Raw genomic sequence first — 20,899 nt, forward strand, 5'->3', positions numbered from 1 at the left:
TTGCCTTTAAACAAGATTATCCTAATAATGAAAAAATATTTTTACTTCTTACTGTTAAGTTTTTTGATTGTCTCCTTCGCCCATGCGCAAGTGAAAGTTACGGGGAAAGTGCACTCGGCGGATCGTTTGCCGCTGCCTTTAGCAACGGCCTACCTGATGAAAGCCAATTCTGCTGTTGTCTTAAAAGCAGTGGTCACCAATGAATCCGGAGAATACCAATTTACGGATGTGGGGCCCGGAAACTATCTCGTTGAAGCAAAGATGGTGGGATATACTTCAAACCGAAGTAGCTCTTTTGCTATCAATAAGTCCGATTACTCTCCAGCCGTGATCGAATTGATTGCGGATAACAGAAAATTAGAGGAGGTCACCGTGGAAGGGAAACGTCCTATGGTCGAGAGTAAGCCCGGTAAGTTGATCCTAAACGTAGAGAATTCTCCATTGGCGGCCGGCAACAATGCCCTGGATATAGTGCAACGTGCACCCGGTGTCAGCTTGGACAACAACAATAATTTGCAATTGATGGGACAATCGGGGGTAGCCGTTACCATTGATGGACGGCAAACCTATATGTCTGGTGAGCAACTTTTGAGCTTTTTGAAAAGCACGGATGGTAATCAGATTAAATCCGTTGAAGTGATTACGACACGATCCGCTAAGGATGATGCTGAAGGAGCTGTAGGAACGATTAACATTGTCCTTAAGAAGAATCGTATGGAAGGATTTAACGGGACCTTTAACCTGACGGCAGGAAGTGGTGAAAAATTCAAGGGAAATAGTTCCCTTTCATTAAATTACAAAAAGAATAATACAACACTATTTGGTTCCTATGCTTATTCTGATGAAAAGTCTTACCGTAAGCTGTATATAGACCGGGTTATACAGAATGATGGAAAAAAGAAATATTTCAATCAAAAATCAACATTGGATGAAGATGAACGTAATCATTCCTACCGTTTCGGCGTTGAACAAAAGACATCTTCAAGAAATACATTAACACTACAATTCAATGGGTCAAATAATACCGAATATAATGACAATGATAGTAGGACGAATATAGGTACTACCGTATCCGCTTATGATACGATATTAAGCTCATCGTCCTCTTTCAAAGAATTGTTTGACCGCTACTCCGCTAATCTAAATAATGAGTTTAGGATAGATTCCAATGGTCGGAAACTGACTGTTGATTTGGACTGGAGCAAATTTAGGAGCAACAAACGTGTCACTTATCGCAATGAATATTTTGATGCCGATATGAAGTCAGTTGCCCCATTGGAAAATGAACGCAGTAGAATGCCAATCGGTATCGATATCTATGTTGCGAAGTTCGATTACGAACATCCCTTATCAAAAAAGTCCAAGCTTGAGATGGGGGGTAAATATTCGAATGTAAAGTCTGATAATGATCTGCTTTTCGAAAAGCTACAGAAAGACTTTGTGTGGATAAATGATCCGACACGTACTAACCATTTTGTCTATAAGGAGCAAATAGTGGCAGGCTACCTCGATTATAATACAAGCATTGGACAGTGGAGTTTAAAAGCTGGTGTGCGGGGCGAGTATACGATGTCGGATGGAAACTCATTAACAAAGAGCAAGCGTGTGAAACGTGATTATTTTCAACTTTTCCCCAACGCTAATTTGACCTATTCGCTAAATGAGAATCATATATTGTCTATAGGATACACCAGAAAAGTGACCCGTCCTAATTATCGCCAACTGAATCCATTTGATTATTATATTGACAAGTTGACCTTCGAGCGTGGAAATCCGTATTTAAATCCCCAATTTTCCAATGAATTCACATTGAATTATACCTTGTTGCAGCGTTATAATGTGACACTGGGTGTCAATGATGTGAAAGACGCAATTGTAGAAAGCATGGGACAAGACTCTGTCAGAGGTGAGACTTGGGTTGTGCGGGAGAATTTAGGTCGAAATCTGACCTCTTATTTAAATCTAAATATTCCCGTCACTGTATTTAAGATCTGGAGCATGAATAATAATATCACTGGAATCTACTTTGATTTTGATGGTATGATTTCAGGTATTCCGATCAGAAGGAAATCATTTCTCCTTCAAGCGAATTCCATGCATAATCTAAAACTAAGTAAGAGTCTTATGGCTAATGTTAATTTACGCTATTTTTCACCTTTTAAATACAGTGTGTATGACTTAGAGGGGAGATGGGACATGGAAGTGGGAGCGACCAAAACATTTAAAGATCAGCGTAGTTCCTTAAAATTGGCGGTGAGTGATCTATTCAATACGGGCAATCAAAACCTGGTCACTACTTTCGGTCAATTTGATTCTCAGATCAGGCAACATCAAGATCGTCGGATTATACGGCTGACTTATTCGTACAAATTTGGTAACCTTAAAAATAATTATCGTAAGAAAGATACAAGCAACGAGGAAAAAGAAAGAGCGCAATAGAGCATTACTGTTGTTATTATATGGCACCGTAAGAAAATCGTTTTCTTACGGTTTTTTTATTTCGTGATTGTTGATTAGTTCGGTGGGTAATACACGGGTTTCAAATTCTGTAATAGGATATTTGGCTTCTATCAGTTTGATCAGCAGTTCAGTAGCAATTTTCCCCATTTCGAAAGCAGGTTGTCTAATTGCTGTGACTTTGGACGAAAATAGTTCGACAACATTAGAGTTTGTAAATCCGGCAATAGCGATATTGCTAGCGGCTTCGAAATTTCTTTTTTTCACGACATGGAGGTATCCTGTGGTCAATTTGTCTCCAGAGATGAAAATGGCATCAAACCCAATTTGGATAAGCTCTTCGATCGCCTTTTCAATTTCGTCTAAATGCAGACCTCCATATTGAGAATATTTGACAAGATTCGGATCAAAATCGATATGATTTGCCATCAATGCCTTTTTGTATCCTTCTAAGCGATCTCTTGTTATGGACAGGGATTTTGAGCTTGTCAGGTGCGCGATTCTCTTGTTTCCGAGTTTTATGAGATGCTGGGTCGCATCATAGGCCCCTTGCTGATTGTTGACCACGACCTTGTAGGTGTTAAACTGTTTTGGGATTCGATCAAAAAATACAATTGGAAATCCACGTTCTTTTAATTGATGAAGATAGGAAATATCCTCGGTTTCTGAAGACAATGCAATCAGTAGGCCATCTATGCCTCTGGATGTTAGGTACTCCACATTAAGCCGTTCCCTTTCCGAAGACTCATGTGTCTGTGAAATAATGATCTGAAAATTCTTGTCATAGGCAATAGATTCGACGCCGTTGATGACTTGGGAGAAGAAATTATTGGCTATTTCACTGACAATAATACCAATGGAGTGGCTTCGACGTTCCTTTAAGCTCCTCGCAATGGGATTAGCACGATAATTTATTTTTTCGGCATATTCCAATACAATTTTTTTTGTTTCAGGACTTATTTCATAACTATCTCTTAATGCTCTGGAGATGGTAGAAGTTGATAAGTTAAGCGCTTTAGCAATGTCTTTGATTGTATAGTTTTCGAATTTCATAATCGGCAAAATAGACTATAATATTAATCAAAAAAAATTATAAAACCTAATTAACTGCCCCGTGCAAACGTTGCCGGCAACGTTTGCATAACTTTATTAATGACATTGGCATCAACAAGTGAAATATACTTTGTAAACTTGATCATATGATAACCAAATAAATTTCCATGCAGTTCGTGCAAGAGTAATTTAATCATTTTAATTAAATACCTAAAAATATGAAAAAAATCAGTACACTTATTTCGGGCTGTGTGATGGTAATTTTTCTCCTGGCTTTACAGCGGGAACAAATCCGCACAATCTATATAATTGGCGACTCTACAGCTGCGGATAAAGATAGCCGTACCTTTCCAGAAACTGGTTGGGGAATGGCTTTTGCAAAGATGTTCAATCAACAGGTGAAGGTCGATAACCGTGCATTAAATGGGCGTAGTTCCAAATCCTTTAAACATGATATCGGCAAAGATGGAAGTGCTGTAAATCATTGGAAGCCTATTTTTGAAAACCTCCGTCGAGGAGATTATGTGTTCATTCAGTTTGGACATAATGATGAAAAGGTTCATAAACCCGCTGTGGGAACTTCATTGGAAGAGTTCGAACAGAATTTGATTTTCTATATCAATCAAACAAGAGAGAAGGGCGGCACTCCGATTCTTTTGACACCGATAGCACGGCGTAAATTTGAAAATGATGTGCTCGTGAAAACCCATGGAGAATATCCTGCAATTATCCGTAAGGTCGCTCGGGATATGCAAACACCTTGTATTGACATGGAGGATAAGACAACAAAACTTGTCATGTCCTACGGAGTAGTGGACAGTAAGAAATTGTTTTTGCATGTGGACAGCGGTGATAAGAATTATCCGCAGGGAAAGAAAGATGATACGCATCTGAATACTTTTGGTGCTAATGAAGTGGCAAAGCTCGTTGCCGAGGGGATTCGCGAATTACAGTTACCTATTCAAAACAATCTGATTCTGAAGTAACTTTAGAACGTTATAAAATCAGAAAGAAGCATACACTCAAATCAATTTGACTGACAGAGGAGGGCTGTCGTAAAAGATGCAGTAGATATGAAAAAGTATTTGGAGAATTTATGAAAAAATGAATTTTCATAAAAAAGCGACATCGATAATCTCGATGTCGCTTTTTTGTATCAGTCGTATACTAGAAAATATATTTCGTGCTTAAGAAATTTGATTCATTTTCACTTACGATGTCATTTAATAGTTTTTTGTTTTCCTCAGTGAATTTTGTCGCCACTAAAGAACGTATAGAGAATGAACGCAAGGCATCCACTACGGACAACGTTCCTTCAGCACTGTCCTTTCTACCTGTGAAAGGGAAAGTATCCGGACCGCGTTGGCATTGACAATTGATGTTTACACGGCTCACTTGATTGACCAGTGGATCGATAAGTGATGAAACAACAGCTGCATTATTGCTGAAAATACTTACCTGTTGTCCATGCGAAGATCCAATTAAGTATTCGATAGGTTCTTCAAGGTCATCAAAAGGAACGACTGGGATAACCGGGCCAAACTGTTCCTCTCTATAAAGTTTCATCTGTGAATTTACAGGATAAACAATCGCCGGGTAGAAGAACGATTCTGCAACTTGACCACCGTTTTCATTCACTACTTTCGCACCGTATGCTTTTGCATCTTCAATGCATTCAGTCAAATATGCCGGCTTATTGACTTCAGGAAGTGGAGTCAAGGATACTCCTTTTTCCCAAGGCATGCCAAACTTCAATTTAGCAACTTCAGCAGAGAGACGTTTCAGGAACTCTTGTGCCAAGCTACGGTGCACATAGATAATTTTAAGCGCTGTACAACGTTGACCATTGAATGAAAGTGAACCCAATACTGTTTCAGAAACTGCTAGATTCAAATCTGCATCTTTGGTAATGATTGCTGCATTTTTTGCGTCCAAACCAAGAATTGCACGGAGTCGATTCACTTTTGGGTGCAATTTTTTCAGTTCATCAGCTACACGGCTTGAACCGATTAGCGTTAATACATTGATCTTTCCCGATTGCATTAAACTAGGGACAATTTTATTGCCACGGCCATAGATCGTATTGACAACACCTTTAGGGAAACTTGTTTTAAAAGCTTCTAATAAAGGGTAGTGTAATAACGTACCATGTTTAGGTGGTTTGAATAACATGGTATTCCCCATGATCAATGCAGGAATCAATGTCGTAAAAGTCTCATTCAACGGATAATTGAATGGTCCCATACAGAGTACGACTCCTAATGGAGATCTTCGGATTTGGGCAACGATACCCTGTTCGATTTGAAAACGTGAAGAATCGCGGTCTATATCTTTCAGTGCATCGATCGTCGCATAGATGTATTCTACCGTACGATCAAATTCTTTCACGGAGTCAGCGTAGGATTTGCCAATTTCCCACATAATAAGCTTGACGACAATGTCCTTCTTGGCGATCATCTTTTGTGTGAAATTTTCAACACAGGTAATACGATCGGCAACGCTCATTGTCGGCCATTCTCCACGGCCATTGTCGTATGCTTTTACAGCAGCGTCTAAGGCTTCCATGGACTCTTTTTCTGTACAAACAGGGAAACTACCGATGCGCTTACGTTTCAAGCCATCCTTGGTCTTCACACAAATAGGTGAAAAAACTTCGTTTACTTGACCCGTCCAAGAAATCATTTCTCCATTGGAAAGGAACTCTCTTTGATCGACCTGTTCGTCGAGCGTAAATTCTGCGGGAATGTCTTTCTCCTCGTAGAAGATACCTTCTAAGTTTAAGCTCATTGTTTTTAAAAATGGTTTAGATTGATATTTATAAAGATATTGCTAATATAATATAAATTTTGCAATATATGTTAATTTTTTATTAAAATAAGTTTAGGAACTAGTGTTTTCATTACGACCCATGCAATTAAATAGGCAATAGCGCAGAAGGAAAAGATAATGAAATAACCCGCTTCCTCGCCTTTGAAGCCCATAAAAGTCATCTGGGTTTCTTTGGCGTAATCAAATAGCCATCCTGATGTTTTGTTGATAATAAAGGCTCCTACACCTCCCGCGAGCCCCCCAATTCCGGTAACGGTTGCAATGGAGCGCTTTGGGAAAGAGTCTCCAACGGTCGAAAAGATATTGGCGGACCAGGACTGGTGTGCGGCCCCGGCAAAACCGATAAGAATGACGGGTATCCAATAGGAGATATGTCCCAGGGGCTGTGCAAAGAGTACAACCAATGGCACAAAAGCAAACAACAGCATGGCTTTCATGCGCCCTTCGTATGCGTTCATTCCTTTTTTGTCAACAAAATAGGTTGGTAGCCATCCGCCATAAATAGACAACATGGTAATTGCATAGAGCACAAAAATTGCGAGCTGCCCTTCTGTATCCGATGATTTTATGTCGTAGACGGCAGAAAGATAAGCCGGCATCCAGAATAAGAAAAACCACCAGACCCCGTCGGTCATAAATTTTCCAAAGACAAATGCCCAGGTTTGCTTATATTTTAAGCATTCAGAGATGGTCGTTCTTGGAAGTTTGGTATCGCCGGAAGGTGTGATCTGCTGTTCATCGTCATCTTGATTGATATAAGCCAGCTCGGCCGCATTGACTTTTGGGTTTTCATTTGGTTTTTTATAGAGAAACATCCAGAAACCCATCCAGACAAACCCTAATGCACCGATGATGATGAAAGACATTTCCCAGCCCCAATGTGCGGCGATTACAGGAATGGTTAAGGGAGCTGCCAAAGCGCCTATTGTCGCGCCCGAATTAAAGATACTAGTAGACAATGCGCGGTCTTTCTTTGGAAAATATTCTGCCGTAGCTTTGATTGCTGCCGGAAAATTGCCCGCTTCACCAACAGCTAATACGAACCGCGCAAATATAAATAGATTGACACTGACACTGATCACTAATCCCACATTGTTGACATGAGAAATTGCCTCTTTTGCGCCTTCGAAACCTACGAACCATTCACCAGCAACAATTCCTGACGTCGCTATACCACAGAAGGCATGCAGTATTGCACCAATGGACCAGATTCCAATTGCCCATAGAAAACCTTTTTTTGTGTCCATCCAATCCACAAAGCGACCTGCAAACAGCATACTGATGGCATAAAAGATTGAAAACAAGGCCGTAATGTTACCATAGTCCGTATTTGTCCAATGAAATTCGGGGCTAATAAAATCCTTCCAGGTCAGGGATAGCACCTGGCGATCCAGGTAATTGATTGTAGTAGCAAAAAATAGTAGGGAGCATATTACCCAACGGTAATTACCCTTTTTCTCCGTGTTAATCATAATGGGTTTAATAGTTTATTTATAGTGTAAGTGTCTGTTTTTTCACGCCAATAAGATCCCTTTGTATTTGCTTTTTAAAGCCGGTGCCAGAGGGATTTTACTGTTATCGTGCTTTCGAGACGAAGTCAAGTGCCTTTTTAGTGTTCTCAAATAAATTGCCTGTGTCTTTAGGGTCAATTAACTTACTGCCCATCCCTACGGCGCATACACCGGATTTGAACCAAGCTTTTAAGTTTTCCATTTCGATTTCTACCCCCCCCGTAGGTATAAATTTCTGACCTTTAAAAAGGTCCCGGATAGATGACATAAATGCTGGCCCCAGCATATTTGCGGGGAACAATTTTATAAGTGCTGCTTGTTGCTGTTGCGCCGTATAGATTTCTGTTGGGGTCATACAACCCGGGATCCATAATTTATGCTGCTCATGAACAAGCGAACCGACCAAAGGATTTACAATCGGAGAGACAATAAAATCGGCACCGATTTGCAGAAACTGTTGTGCTTCTTCAACCGATTTGATGGTACCTATACCCAAATAAAGGTCAGGCATGTCAAGGTTCCTTGCTGCAACTAAACTCTCAAAAACTGTTAATGCTTCGGGACCACGGTTTGTAAATTCAAAGACACGTATACCGGCCTGGTATAAGGTCCGCAGAATAGCTATACTTTCGGCCTTATCGTGATGGAAGAACAAAGGAAGTATCCCTTGTTCAATGATTTTATCTAATACAATTTCTTTCAAATTCATGCTATCATTCTATTTTTTATGTCTTCCACTGTACTTGTTGTCGCATCGCTGGCGATAAACAGTTTATCAAATGCGGCTAGTGTTGCAAACTCCAGGGTCTCCTTAGGAGAAAGGTTGGAGTATAAGCCATAAATCAGGCCCGCCATAAAGCAATCGCCACTGCCTACCTTATCCAAAATTTCATCGGCTATATATTCCGTTGATTTAATCAGGCTGTCTTTGTCAAACAATGTGGTATAATACTTGATTCCCTTGCTTTGATGGTCAAAACGAAAGGTGTTGGCTACATATTGACAAATCGGATTCACGGAAATGATCTCTTTGCTTGTACGATCTGCCTGTGCCAGTAAATCTTCTTCCTGATACCCGGAAGAAGAAGTTAGGAACTTTTCGTCTAGCTGCGTGCCGAGCATTTGATGTGCAGCCCAGATATTTCCCATGATTAAATTGCAGTATTGTGCAATTTTGGGCATAATTTCTTTCGGTGCTTTCCCATATTTCCAAAGCTTTGCACGGTAGTTAAGGTCCAATGATACAAAAATGCCTTTTTCCTGTGCTTTTATAACTGCTTCCTGGCATAGATCAGCAATATCTTGGCTAATAGCAGGACAGATAGCTGAAAAATGAAACCATTTGACATCGGCAAAAACCTCTTCCCAATCGATGCTGCCTACTTTGAGGTTAGCAAATGACGAATTCGCACGATCATAGATGACACCGGCATTTTTTAGATCTTTCCCTTTTGGGAGATAGTAAATTCCTAATCTCTCGCCGGTCCACAGCATAGCCGAAGTGTCTATATTTCTGCGTTGCAGGTAGTTGTCAATACCTTCACAGATGGCATTTTGAGGAATTGCGGATAAATAGGATGATGGTACATTCCACAATGCTAAGGCTGTGGCGACATTCAGTTCAGCCCCCCCCACGTAGAAAGGCAACTGGTGTTGTTCAATCCAATCTTGTTCGATGTCGGGACATATCCGCAACAACAATTCTCCAAAGCTTAAAACTTTACCCTGCATGTTCATTAAAATTCAAAATATTCTTTCGCGTTATTGTAGCTGATATCTGTTATGATTTTCCCTACCCATTCGATATCATTCGGTATCTCTCCCTTTTCGATGTCCTGCCCAAAGATGTCACACAATAATCTTCTGAAATATTCATGTCTCGGGAAAGACAGGAAGCTTCTGGAGTCGGTCAACATACCAACAAGACGGCTTAATAAACCCATATTCGACAGTGTATTGATTTGCTTTGTCATACCATCTTTTTGGTCTAAAAACCACCAGGCAGAGCCGAACTGGATTTTTCCCTTGATAGAACCATCGTTGAAATTCCCGATCATAGTCGCAATAAGTTCATTGTCCGCAGGATTGAGATTATACAAGATTGTCTTGGTTAGCTTATCTTGATTGTCTAATTTATTCAAAAATTTTGACAATGCACGTGCCTGGCTAAAATCTCCAATGGAGTCCCAGCCTGTATCTGGTCCGATCAACCGATGCATACGGGCATTATTGTTGCGTAATGCTCCTAAGTGGTATTGTTGAACCCAGCCTTTTTCATGATCCCATTCTGCAAAATAAATCAGCATTGCAGATTTGAATTTCAGATTTTCGGCCAAGGAGATTTCCTTTTTTGTACGAATCTTATCAAAGATCGTCACGATTTCCTGTTCGGTATAGTCTTCTGCATAGATTTGCTCCAGGCCGTGATCCGACACTTTGCATCCGTTGGCAGCAAAGAAATCATGTCTTGCTTTTAATGCCTTCAAGTAATCTCCAAGACTATTGATTTGAATATCGCTGACCTCTTCCAGTTTATCGATGTATTGATTCAACGCAATGATATCGTCCGAGTTCATGGCTTTATCAGGACGAAAGGCGGGAAGCATCTTGAACGATTCTTTCTCCTTGGCGAATTGTTGGTGAAACTCGAGACTATCGATCGGATCGTCAGTGGTACAAACCACCTCAACATTCATCATTTTCAGTAACCCGCGAACCGAATGGCTATCTTGTTGTAATAGGGCACCTGTATCGGCGTATATCTTGGCCGCCGTTTTCGGGGATAGCAAATCTGTGATGCCAAAGTAACGTTGCAATTCAAGGTGTGTCCAGTGGTGTAATGGGTTGCGCAATGTATAAGGAACAGTTTCTGCCCATTTGATAAATTTTTCTTCATCCGAAGCATCGCCCGTAATATAGCGTTCATTGATACCATTGGCGCGCATGGCCCGCCATTTATAATGATCCCCATGCAGCCACACTTGACTAATGTTGTCAAATTTGACATTATTAGCAATCTGTTCCGGAATCAAGTGATTGTGATAATCAATAATCGGCAAATGCTTCGAATAGTTGTGATACAGCCCTTCGGCTGTTTTTGTGTTTAATAAAAAGTTGTCGTCTAAAAAAGCTTTCATACAATATCCTATTTTTATAAACTCACACCTCTTTTCCAAGGTATGAAATCGTCTTGATTTAATTGGACAGCCTTAGGTGTTATTTCGCCACTCGCTGCTTTGATACAATATTCTAAAATATCCTCTCCCATGGCCTGGATAGATTTATCTCCGTCTATAATTGGACCAGTATTAATATCGATGATGTCGGCCATTTTGGTGGCTAATACATTATTTGTCGCTACTTTGATGACCGGACATATTGGATTACCTGTAGGGGTACCCAAGCCTGTTGTAAACAGAATAAGTGTTGCCCCCGCCGCTGCTTTTCCAGTTGTTGCTTCCACATCGTTTCCGGGTGTACAGACCAAGTTAAGACCGGGCTTTGTCGCTTCCTCGGTATAGTCCAGGACATCCACAACGGGTGAGGTTCCACCTTTTTTTGCGGCACCATTACTTTTTATAGCATCCGTGATAAGTCCATCACGGATATTCCCTGGAGATGGGTTCATATAAAAACCCGAACCCACAGCCTCTGCGGCGTTGCTGTAGGCAGTCATAAGGTCAATAAATTTATTGGCGGCCTTTGGATCGATAGTACGGTCTATTAGATTTTGCTCGGCCCCACATAGTTCCGGAAATTCGGCCAATAGTACTTTTCCGCCAAGAGCAACCAGGAGGTCGGCCGTGTAACCTACCGCAGGATTGGCTGAAATACCGCTGAATCCATCACTTCCACCGCATTTTACACCTAAGGTCAATTTGCTCAATGGCACGGGCTGTCTACCGAGTTTATTAATTTCTGTCAGCCCAATAAAAGTTTGCAGTATCGCCTCCTTCAGCAATTGCTCCTCACTTTTTGATTGTTGCTGTTCAAACAAGTACAAAGGTTTATCAAAATTTGGATTACGTAGCTTGATGTCGTTGACTAGATCATTCAGCTGTAAATTTTGGCAGCCTAGACTCAATACTGTAATGCCTGCGACATTCGGATGGTCGGCGTAGGCGGCAAGCAATTTACTCAAGATGGCCGCATCTTGTCGAATTCCGCCACAACCACCCTGATGGTTCAAAAATTTGATGCCATCCACGTGCTTGAATACACGGTCAGACTGTTCGGTAATCGTGTTAAGCTGGTCTAGTGAGGACAGGTCTAACGTTTCACCTTTTTCATAGGCTTTTAACAGCTGATGAGTGAAGTTCTTGTATTTTGCAGTGACTGAATAGCCAAGCTCATTATATAATGCTTCTTTGATAACATCAAGATTACGGTTCTCGCAGAATACAGTTGGGATAAATAACCAGTAATTTGCGGTTCCAACACGGCCGTCCGGGCGGAGATAACCATTAAAAGTTCTTCCTTCGAACTTTGAAACATCAGGCTTTTCCCAGTGGTAGTTTGAAGGTCTGAAATGATAAGGCTCCACAGCATGTTTGGTGTTGTCTGTATTCATGATGCTTCCCTGAGGAATATCAAATTGAGCCTTTCCGACGAGTACACCATACATGTGGATTTCGTCACCAAAGTGCATATCTTGCATAAAAAATTTATGCTTAGCTGGAATATCTTCCTGTAAAATATAATTCGTGCCCTCAAACGAGATCGCATCCCCTTTTTTGAGATCTTGTAAGGCCACCAAAACATTGTCTTTGGGATGTATCTTTAATACGTTGTTTTTCATCTGTAGCGCTATTTATACCTTTTTATTGTCAAGAACTGATGAAATTTCGAGCGCTTTTAATGCTCCTTCTTCAATGATCTGCTGTAATTTCTGATTGACTGTTTCTTCAAAATGAGGAAATTCCGTTAAATTGGTTCCCCATAAATCCGTATCCGAAAGTACGGTATGGACGAGTTTATCTGGATTGGTCCAGGCGGCATGTAATCTTGGGGCCAATTCGTCCTGAAGTACGATCGTCCGTCCATTGATCACCTGCGTATACTGATCGCCGTTCAGTTTCGATTTTAATAGATAGAGATAAGCCGCAAAGCCAAGTGCAAACAGTTGTGGCGCTTCATTGTGGGCTGTATACCACTTTTTTAGCAGCGGGATATTGCGCATGGCCATTTTTGAGCTGTAATTTAAGGCAATGGATTCCCATTTGTGCTCTAGGTGAGGATTAGCAAAGCGATCGATTACTTTCGACGAGAAATCGTTGGTGTCCGCAACGGAAATACTGTCACTTAATATTGCCGGGCCAATTTCATCTTGCATTAAAAGACGTATAAATTGGTTGAATGCTGTATTTTGCATAGCCTCCTTTACCGTATTGAAACCTGCAAGAAGAGCAAGGGCACAGCTTAATGTATGTGTTCCATTAAGGAGCCTCAGTTTGATTTCCTTGTATTTTTCAATGGAAGGAACCAGCAATACATTTGAATCCGCCAGGGCAAAGGACAGACGTTGCTGCACACGTTCAGAAATAGCTTCTATCGCCCACAAGCGAAAGGGTTCGGCCATAATCATCAATTGATCTTCGTAGCCCAATAAGGCACAGGTTTTTGTGTATTCCGCTAGAGGCAGTGCTCCGGGGACGATACGGTCTACCAGCGTGTTGCAAAAGTCGTTGGCGGTATCAAGCCAGTTCAAAAACTCTTTCGGGAGCTTATTCAGCTCAGCAAGATCCCTTATTATTGATTTCAGTTTAGTTCCATTGTCCGTGATCAATTCGGTTGGAACAATGGTTAAACCTTTATTTTTATCTGCATTGAAGTAAACAAATCTCCGGTATAAAATGGCCAAAAGTTTACCTGGAAATGAAGCTGGTGGTGCGTCGTTGATCGTATCTTCACTCATGACAATGCCAACTTCGGTGGTGTTGGAAAAGACAATTTCAAGATCGGGATTTTCGGCACTTTTTAATATCTCTGACCAATTTTGGTTGGCCGAAAGCACACGTGAAATCGAATTGTTGATTTCGTAATGTGAAATTTCCTCACCGTCTTCTATACCTTTAATAGCTAATGTATATAGGTTGTTTTGCTGTTCGAAAGCATCAGCACCGGCTGAACTTGTTGATTTTACAACGAGGACTCTGCCACAGAACAGGTTTTGTTGATTGGCTTTATGGACAAAATAATCTGGTAGGCCTCTGAGCAGTACGCCCGTGCCGAATTGAAGAATCTTTTCTGGATAAGAGAAAGATGATTCGGTTGGCTTACTGACCAGATCCGAACCAATTGTATTTATAGTATGTTGTGCGAGTAACATCTGATAACTATTTATTATTGAATTTTATGTTGTTTTTTCCATTTCGGAAAGTCCTTTTCGATCAGTTTCTCTGGCCAGTTGCCGAACCAGGCATAGCCATTTCTACGCTCTTCGGATACGTCCTCAAAATTGTATTTGACGGTATCGTCGCGATCTCCAAAGAGCGGACGGTTGTCAGCCAAATCATAGAATCGTGCCCAAATTGTTGAACTACTATCAGCCACAAGCTTACGTTCATACTCCCCGGTCACCTTATCTTGCAAGCGGTCGAAACGATAACCTTCGATATCATTTTGCTGAAACCATTGTATTGCGGATTCGATAGCTTGCTGGATCGCTGGCGTCGCAGGCTGCATCATCAGAAACCGAACGATGGCAACGGATTCACTCGTACTTAATGAAGCAGGTTCAAATTTTCTGGCTTGAGCAGGCACCAAAGTATTCTGATCGTATTGGGCAGCCCAAATACTCCTTATTCCGTCTTGCATGACCTGTGTTTTCAGGATACAGGCTATGCCTTTTTCCACTGCTGTTTGCGCTTTTGACACAAACATAGGGTTGACAGATTCAAAGCCTTGTTGTTTATTGGCAACTTTGTAAAGCACCAATAAGGCATTGATCATGGCATTATCGTTGTAGGTTATTTCAGCTCTATAGAGTGATTTATTCGGATAGTATTGTGGAAAGCCTCCATTCTCATATTGAGCCGATAAGATATATGCGATACCTTTTTCCGCAGCGGTCAGATAAGCCGGATTTTTGGTATCCTTAAAAGCTTTGATCAATACATTTATTTCCCGGGTTGTCGCATTGTTGTCGAGCGTGGCATGGTCAATAGCTGTGTTTTTAATCTTTTGCAGGATTTCTTTTGTAATTGGCAGCTTGTAGTCAACGACACTTTTGTCGACCAGCTGTTTAGGCCATGCACCATTTGGTAGTTGATAAATGAGCATCTTTTCTGCTAATGAATCTTTGGAAGTCAAGGACTGTCCAGCGCAGTGATGATGAAACACGGATACCGCGATGAAACTTAGGATGGCTATTTTTCTCATGGTTCTAGTTTTTGATCTGCTTGAACAACCAGTGCACTAAATCATTTGCCGCAGCAAAATTTTCATATTCCTGAGGCAGTTTTCTTCCATCTGTATATTCGTTATACAACCATGGATCCCCGATTGCAAATACGGTCCCTTTTCCATACTTCGCCGTGGCAATGATGTTATCACCATTCTCTTGAATCAATACTTGGGCAGGAGCTTTAACTTGTAACGTTGAAATCTCCTTGACATATATTTTGGATGTATTTGGAAATACTGTATTACCTTTCGGGATATGAACTGCCCCGGTCTGGAATTCATTTCCTTTGACACGATTGCGACTGTCTTCATTAAATGTGATGCCGAACTTCTGTGCGAGGGTATTGAATTTGGTGATTTCGCAATTGCCACTATCATTTAATAAAAGAACGAGTACACCGCCCTGTTCAACCCATTGTGCAATCTGCTGGGCATCGGTTTCATTCATGAAATGTGGATTTTCGGTTTCTTTCTCTGTATCGGGATCTACGATTATATAGATGTTGGATTTGGAGAGATTCTGTCGTGTAGGAGCTGTCTTTAATGTATTTAATTGCCCCCCGTTTTTTTCAATTATCCTACCCAACAGCGAAAATCCATTGTTATCATCGCCATCCCAAAGATAATGATAGGGTTTAAGTTGCCCCGATGCTGTCTTTTTATATTCGTTGTTGAAGTAATTGTCCAATGTGACAGTACGCCGTTTCTTACCCTTTTGTTCATTCACAAATTCAACTTCTGACGCTGCAAGGATAAAAGCACCGACTCCCTTGGGATCATTGGTAATGACGGGTTCGCTCATATAATACGCAAAGCTACCGTCGCGATATTTTTTTCCACCTAAGCCAGACACTTGGACCGTTTTGTTAAGGTTCACACGATTTTCTCCTGCTGGAGTAATGAACTCCTTCACAAGCCCTTGATAACCCCGGTCCAGACTTTTTTGAAATGAAACCGGGATATAGCCTTTGCGCAATGATTTTGCCAATGCAAAGACAAACATACTTGAAGCCGAGGATTCGAGGTAATTCTCTTTTCTGGTGCCTAAATCCACAATATCATACCAAACACCTGTTTTGGCATCTTGATACTTGACGATTGCCGATAACGTTCTGTTTAAGATCGCAATGAGTTCTTGTCTACGAGAATGCTCTTCCGGGAAATAGTCCAATACATCAACAAGCGCCATGACATACCAGCCCATGCCCCTGGCCCAAAAGTGTGGTGACAAACCTGTTTTCGGATCAGACCAGCGTTCTTTTCTTGATTCATCCCAACCATGATACAGCAGGCCTGTTTTCGCATCACGGGCGTTTTTTTCCATGTAGCTAAACTGGTTGGCGATATCGTCAAAGGCGGAAGGAATATTCATCAGGCTAGCATATTCCGCGTAGAAAGGTTGTCCCATGTATAAGCCATCCAGCCACATTTGATAAGGATAGATTTTCTTATGCCAAAAGCCTCCTTCATTAGTTCGCGGATGCTTTTGGAGCTGTGCATATAATTGGTGGCAGGCCTTAAGGTATTTTTCTTTGCCGGTCACTTTGTAAAGCGTTAATAGTGCCGTACCATTTTTGATATTGTCGATATTGAAATCTTGCGCATCATAGTTCTTAATGGAATCCGGAATGCTGAGATAAGCATCCATGCGGGTCTGCATATAATTAAAATAGGTAGCGTCTGCCGTATTGCGCCATACATCTGTGAGACCTTCAAAAATAACCCCCATGTCATATGACCATTTCGGAAATTTGTCGGTCCTGTTGAATAGGGAATCCGGATAGAGCTGTTCAAGTACAGTATTGGCCATCTGCTCAGAAAAAGGCTTTTGTTGGCCAAATCCTGAAAATGGAGCAAGTGCTATAAGGTTTAAAAGAATTAAAAATAACTTTCTCATCACGTTCCTAATTTTTGATCGTTAAGGATTTGTTCGTACTTCCCGCTATAAATTGACTGACAGTCTTGGCAGCCTTTGTGTTGGATTTTGAGAGCCGGATATCACTGCTTTTCTCACCTGCTACCTCGATATACAATTCTGGAGCATCCAATGCTTGGATATTATCTAGCTTTATCGCGGAGCTATTGTTGATGGCGATCAACGGATTGTTTTCTGTTGTCTTTAATACAATATTTTTTAAATTAATCTGAGAAGCTTCAATGATTTCTATACCCTTATTTGCTTCCAATGTTGCATGCTCAATCCAGATGTTCTGAATATGCATTTCAGGAAGACCACGTAGGAAAATTCCTTTTGATGCTCCTTTTGCTGCAATATTTTTGATATAGAAGTTCTTAAACTGCGGAGTTTCTTCTGTAACCGGAAGTGTTACTGTTTTTACGGAGGATCTTTTTTCTCCAGCCAGTGGAACGGGGTCTACTGCCGCATAATACATGTCAAATAGAATAGCCTCGCCGGGAATATCAATCATATTGATATTGTTGATGAATATGTTTTCTACTACTCCACCGCGACCTCTTGTCGTTTTGAAGCGAAGTCCAATATCAGTCCCGATAAATGAACAGTCTTCCACCCAAATATTGCGGGCGCCACCGCTCATCTCGCTTCCGATCACAAATCCACCATGTGCGTGATAAACAACATTATTGCGAATGATTACATTTTCGGTTGGCTTGCCACGGTCACGGCCAGCTTTATCCCGGCCTGACTTGATACATATGCCGTCGTCACCAACATCAAATGTACAGTCCTCAATTAGGACATTCTTGCAAGATTCGACGTCCACACCATCGCCATTTTGACCGTACCATGGATTACGAACCGAAAGTTTACGTAAGGTGAGATCTTCACATAATAAAGGGTGTACATTCCATGCAGGGGAGTTTTGGATCGTCACTCCTTCCAATAATACCTTTTTACAGTTTGTAAATACCAAAAGATTGGGCCTTAAGAAATCTTTGACATCTTTGAAGTCATCGATTGTTGTGCCCGGACGAATTACTCCTGCTTTCTTCTCTTGAGAACCTTTCAGCGAACTCGCTGAGGGATACCAGATTTCACTCTTGGGATCGACTGTACCTCCGGATGCCACTAGGTTTTTCCATTGTGAAGCCGTTAATTTACTTTTTTTGACCATTCGCCAAGCACCTCCATTGCCATCGATGATACCATGGCCGGTAATGGCAATATTATATAGGTTCTTGCCAGATATTGGATTTTGATTGCGCCAAGCCGGTTCACCTTCCCAATTAGATTCAACAAGCTTGTATTGATCAAAGTCCTTGGTGAAAAGCAAGACGGCGTCTCGTTTGAGATGTAGGTTTACATTGTTCTGCATTTCAATAGGCCCTGTCAGCCAAATTCCGGCGGGGACCAGTACCACACCGCCACCGCGTTCGCTACATGTGCGGATGGTTTGGTTGATTGACGCCGTATTAAGAAATTGACCGTCACCTTTAGCGCCATAATTGCTAATACTTAACGTGTCTTTCTTAAATTCGACTTGTTGTATAATAGGACGGGCAGGTTCTTGGGCCATACACAGCTGTGGTAGCACGAGAAGCAATCCAAGCGCAGATTTCAATGTACGGGAATAGTGCTTTTTAAACGAATTCATTTTTTACATTTTTGGTTTAAAAATGGTTATTTGTAAAAGCAATTGTACATTCTTTGTTCCTAACTTAGATGAAAAACTTATGCAATCGTTACCGGTCATTACTTAGCAATTAAATGTAAGATTGGTGTCCAATCCTTGAATTCAAGCCGGGAATTAAGGCTATCAGCTGCTCCATCTATTAAAAGATGTTCCCATTTGACACGATTTTGTGACATAGAGCCAACCTGTTTATTCCTATATTCTACTAAACATGGGGAATTTTTATTCGATACCTGTATGGTTTGGAAAGCGCAGAAACCAACTTCCCCAATACCCGGATCCTGTCTTTTTGCTGCCGGAGCAAGAAGACAGAAAGAACGTGAAAAAAGTGAAAGTATAATCGTCCGCATTTCAAACTGTTTAATTGGTCAATGAAATTACCAATATTAAAGCCTTAGTTAAAGAAAATTGGTTAAAATAAATGCGCAAACGTTATCGGGGATTGTGTTTGTAGTCCAATTATTTGAGATGTGCGTCCCTGTTGATTTGAAATCAGGCAGAATGGTTATATTTGCTCATCAAATTTCTAAACATGGACATTCAATCGTTATATCAGATTTATAAACAGTATCCAAATATTACAACAGATACACGTAAGATTGAGAAGGATAGCATATTCTTTGCACTGAAGGGCGCAAATTTTAATGGAAATACATTTGCAGAACAGGCGCTCGAGATCGGAGCGAAGTATGTTGTTATTGATGAGGAAATTTATAAAAAAGGCGAACAGTATATCTTGGTTGACGATGTATTGAAGACATTGCAGGAGCTGGCAAATTATCATCGGAGACAATTGAATATTCCCGTTATCGGTGTAACAGGAACAAATGGAAAGACAACAACAAAGGAATTATTGTATTCCGTTGTCTCACAGAAATATAAAGCTTATGCGACAAAAGGGAATCTAAATAACCATATCGGCGTTCCTTTGACACTGTTGGCTATTGATGCATCCATTGAAATCGCCATTATAGAGATGGGAGCCAACCATTTGGGAGAAATAGCGTTTTTGTGTGAAATTGCTGAACCAACACATGGATTGATCTCCAATGTCGGAAAGGCGCATCTGGAAGGATTTGGCTCTTTTGAAGGTGTTAAAAAAACAAAGGGTGAGCTGTATGATTGGTTGCAAGATCATCGGGGGACACTCTTTTTACAGGCGGATAATCCGCATTTGAGAGAAATGGCTGCAGCACGGCAAATAGCTGAAATTGTGACTTATGGGTTTTCCGAAACCAATGATGTCATTGGTAAGTTGTTGAAAGCGACTCCGTTGTTACAGATCTCGTGGAGGACGAAAGAAGATCCGCAGACTTATATCATAGATACGCAACTTACAGGTTCATACAACACAGAAAACTTTTTGGCTGCGATAGCGGTAGGTTTGCATTTCGATATCTCGCCCCGGGAGATCAATTCCGGTATTGCGGGCTATACCCCAACAAATAATCGCTCCCAGATCATGAAAACGGCCCACAACACGGTAATTTGTGATTATTATAATGCCAATGCTACCAGTATGGCCGCTGCTTTGGATAATGTTCGAATTATTGAGGCCGACAAGAAAGCGGTTATTCTGGGGGACATGTTTGAACTTGGTGCTGAATCTTTTGATGAGCATAGGAAAATCGTGGATAACGTAGGAAGTATGTTCGCTGATCGCAAGATTTTTGTCGGAAAGGCATTTCTTGAACATAAAAATGATGACGCCGAGTTTTTTGAAACGACCCTAGATGCGAAAGCCGCCCTGGAGGAAAGACCGATTATCGGAGCTACGGTATTATTAAAAGCCTCGCGGGGTATGGCTTTTGAAAATCTGATAGATATATTATAGGCTCAGCATAAGTACACTTGAAAAAGGTGGACTCAACATGGGTTCAAGGTGTCTGCATGACCAATTTGGTAACAACGTAGACCTGAGTAATTTCCTTATTCCTGTAGGTTAAAACCAAAGGCGTTATAAGTTTTGTCATGTGAGGATTAAATATTGGCAAAATAAGCAAAATAATACCTCGGGGAAATGTAGCTCAT

15 protein-coding genes are annotated in these 20,899 nt (G+C 41.0%); 3 read left to right on the forward strand and 12 right to left on the reverse strand.

The genetic code is table 11. The features are described 5' to 3' along the window. The first annotated feature begins 27 nt into the window (after nucleotides 1–27). Nucleotides 28–2,439: a TonB-dependent receptor domain-containing protein gene (locus B4G94_RS20480; protein WP_286861539.1), complete on the forward strand. Its 2,412-nt coding sequence runs from the start codon at nucleotides 28–30 to the stop codon at nucleotides 2,437–2,439. Nucleotides 2,440–2,484: 45 nt separating this feature from the next. Here B4G94_RS20480 and B4G94_RS20485 read toward each other — a convergent pair whose 3' ends face one another. Together B4G94_RS20485 and B4G94_RS20490 are read right to left on the reverse strand one after the other, a co-directional pair. After that, nucleotides 2,485–3,510 carry a LacI family DNA-binding transcriptional regulator gene (locus tag B4G94_RS20485; RefSeq protein ID WP_165309376.1) on the reverse strand — a complete coding sequence of 342 codons (1,026 nt, stop codon included), beginning with the start codon at nucleotides 3,508–3,510 and terminating at the stop codon, nucleotides 2,485–2,487. Nucleotides 3,511–3,560: 50 nt separating this feature from the next. Beyond that, nucleotides 3,561–3,707: a hypothetical protein gene (locus tag B4G94_RS20490; protein ID WP_165309375.1), complete on the reverse strand. Its 147-nt coding sequence runs from the start codon at nucleotides 3,705–3,707 to the stop codon at nucleotides 3,561–3,563. Between the two features lie 21 nt (nucleotides 3,708–3,728). Here B4G94_RS20490 and B4G94_RS20495 point away from each other — a divergent pair, with 21 nt between their 5' ends. Continuing rightward, the gene (locus B4G94_RS20495; RefSeq protein WP_165309374.1) at nucleotides 3,729–4,496 is read left to right on the forward strand and encodes a rhamnogalacturonan acetylesterase; all 768 of its coding nucleotides are present in this window, start codon (nucleotides 3,729–3,731) and stop codon (nucleotides 4,494–4,496) included. A gap of 181 nt (nucleotides 4,497–4,677) precedes the next feature. Here the strand turns inward: B4G94_RS20495 and B4G94_RS20500 are convergent, their stop codons facing one another. The 10 genes from B4G94_RS20500 to B4G94_RS20545 form a co-directional block, all read right to left on the reverse strand. Then, nucleotides 4,678–6,297 (reverse strand): NADP-dependent glyceraldehyde-3-phosphate dehydrogenase, encoded by a 1,620-nt coding sequence (locus tag B4G94_RS20500; protein WP_108634631.1) that lies wholly within the window; start codon nucleotides 6,295–6,297, stop codon nucleotides 4,678–4,680. A 71-nt stretch (nucleotides 6,298–6,368) separates the two neighbouring features. Then, a complete protein-coding gene (locus B4G94_RS20505) occupies nucleotides 6,369–7,811 on the reverse strand; it encodes an MFS transporter (RefSeq protein WP_414711831.1) in 1,443 nt (480 codons plus the stop codon). A gap of 103 nt (nucleotides 7,812–7,914) precedes the next feature. After that, complete coding sequence (locus B4G94_RS20510; protein WP_286861547.1) at nucleotides 7,915–8,559, reverse strand: bifunctional 4-hydroxy-2-oxoglutarate aldolase/2-dehydro-3-deoxy-phosphogluconate aldolase; 645 nt, start codon at nucleotides 8,557–8,559, stop codon at nucleotides 7,915–7,917. Further along, nucleotides 8,556–9,581, reverse strand: a complete 1,026-nt coding sequence (locus B4G94_RS20515; protein ID WP_286861550.1) for a sugar kinase — start codon at nucleotides 9,579–9,581, stop codon at nucleotides 8,556–8,558. The genes B4G94_RS20510 and B4G94_RS20515 overlap by 4 nt, the downstream gene beginning before the upstream one ends. 5 nt (nucleotides 9,582–9,586) lie before the next feature. Next, nucleotides 9,587–10,987 carry a glucuronate isomerase gene (uxaC, locus tag B4G94_RS20520; protein WP_286861553.1) on the reverse strand — a complete coding sequence of 467 codons (1,401 nt, stop codon included), beginning with the start codon at nucleotides 10,985–10,987 and terminating at the stop codon, nucleotides 9,587–9,589. Nucleotides 10,988–11,001: 14 nt separating this feature from the next. Next, nucleotides 11,002–12,648 (reverse strand): UxaA family hydrolase, encoded by a 1,647-nt coding sequence (locus B4G94_RS20525; RefSeq protein WP_108634635.1) that lies wholly within the window; start codon nucleotides 12,646–12,648, stop codon nucleotides 11,002–11,004. A 12-nt stretch (nucleotides 12,649–12,660) separates the two neighbouring features. Further along, a complete protein-coding gene (locus B4G94_RS20530) occupies nucleotides 12,661–14,178 on the reverse strand; it encodes a tagaturonate reductase (protein WP_286861556.1) in 1,518 nt (505 codons plus the stop codon). Nucleotides 14,179–14,192: 14 nt separating this feature from the next. Beyond that, nucleotides 14,193–15,230: a pectate lyase gene (gene pelA / locus B4G94_RS20535; protein ID WP_286861559.1), complete on the reverse strand. Its 1,038-nt coding sequence runs from the start codon at nucleotides 15,228–15,230 to the stop codon at nucleotides 14,193–14,195. 4 nt (nucleotides 15,231–15,234) lie between these two features. Then, nucleotides 15,235–17,151, reverse strand: coding sequence for a glycoside hydrolase family 88 protein (locus B4G94_RS20540; protein ID WP_286861562.1), 1,917 nt, complete (start codon nucleotides 17,149–17,151; stop codon nucleotides 15,235–15,237). A 7-nt stretch (nucleotides 17,152–17,158) separates the two neighbouring features. Further along, nucleotides 17,159–18,829: a glycoside hydrolase family 28 protein gene (locus tag B4G94_RS20545; protein WP_313533155.1), complete on the reverse strand. Its 1,671-nt coding sequence runs from the start codon at nucleotides 18,827–18,829 to the stop codon at nucleotides 17,159–17,161. Between the two features lie 571 nt (nucleotides 18,830–19,400). Between B4G94_RS20545 and B4G94_RS20550 the strand changes: the two genes are divergently transcribed. Further along, complete coding sequence (locus tag B4G94_RS20550; protein WP_286861565.1) at nucleotides 19,401–20,702, forward strand: UDP-N-acetylmuramoyl-tripeptide--D-alanyl-D-alanine ligase; 1,302 nt, start codon at nucleotides 19,401–19,403, stop codon at nucleotides 20,700–20,702. Nucleotides 20,703–20,899 lie beyond the last annotated feature (197 nt).

It is taken from the genome of Sphingobacterium sp. UBA7625, from assembly GCF_002484085.1.
GTDB classification, from domain to species: Bacteria; Bacteroidota; Bacteroidia; order Sphingobacteriales; family Sphingobacteriaceae; genus Sphingobacterium; species Sphingobacterium athyrii.

What these genes read in the sequence shown, in the direction of transcription:
- B4G94_RS20480 (WP_286861539.1), top strand. Translation starts at nt 28, where the DNA reads ATGAAAAAATATTTTTACTTCTTACTGTTAAGTTTTTTGATTGTCTCC.
- B4G94_RS20485 (WP_165309376.1), bottom strand. Translation starts at nt 3,510, where the DNA reads ATGAAATTCGAAAACTATACAATCAAAGACATTGCTAAAGCGCTTAAC.
- B4G94_RS20490 (WP_165309375.1), bottom strand. Translation starts at nt 3,707, where the DNA reads ATGATTAAATTACTCTTGCACGAACTGCATGGAAATTTATTTGGTTAT.
- B4G94_RS20495 (WP_165309374.1), top strand. Translation starts at nt 3,729, where the DNA reads ATGAAAAAAATCAGTACACTTATTTCGGGCTGTGTGATGGTAATTTTT.
- B4G94_RS20500 (WP_108634631.1), bottom strand. Translation starts at nt 6,297, where the DNA reads ATGAGCTTAAACTTAGAAGGTATCTTCTACGAGGAGAAAGACATTCCC.
- B4G94_RS20505 (WP_414711831.1), bottom strand. Translation starts at nt 7,811, where the DNA reads ATGATTAACACGGAGAAAAAGGGTAATTACCGTTGGGTAATATGCTCC.
- B4G94_RS20510 (WP_286861547.1), bottom strand. Translation starts at nt 8,559, where the DNA reads ATGAATTTGAAAGAAATTGTATTAGATAAAATCATTGAACAAGGGATA.
- B4G94_RS20515 (WP_286861550.1), bottom strand. Translation starts at nt 9,581, where the DNA reads ATGCAGGGTAAAGTTTTAAGCTTTGGAGAATTGTTGTTGCGGATATGT.
- uxaC (WP_286861553.1), bottom strand. Translation starts at nt 10,987, where the DNA reads ATGAAAGCTTTTTTAGACGACAACTTTTTATTAAACACAAAAACAGCC.
- B4G94_RS20525 (WP_108634635.1), bottom strand. Translation starts at nt 12,648, where the DNA reads ATGAAAAACAACGTATTAAAGATACATCCCAAAGACAATGTTTTGGTG.
- B4G94_RS20530 (WP_286861556.1), bottom strand. Translation starts at nt 14,178, where the DNA reads ATGTTACTCGCACAACATACTATAAATACAATTGGTTCGGATCTGGTC.
- pelA (WP_286861559.1), bottom strand. Translation starts at nt 15,230, where the DNA reads ATGAGAAAAATAGCCATCCTAAGTTTCATCGCGGTATCCGTGTTTCAT.
- B4G94_RS20540 (WP_286861562.1), bottom strand. Translation starts at nt 17,151, where the DNA reads ATGAGAAAGTTATTTTTAATTCTTTTAAACCTTATAGCACTTGCTCCA.
- B4G94_RS20545 (WP_313533155.1), bottom strand. Translation starts at nt 18,829, where the DNA reads ATGAATTCGTTTAAAAAGCACTATTCCCGTACATTGAAATCTGCGCTT.
- B4G94_RS20550 (WP_286861565.1), top strand. Translation starts at nt 19,401, where the DNA reads ATGGACATTCAATCGTTATATCAGATTTATAAACAGTATCCAAATATT.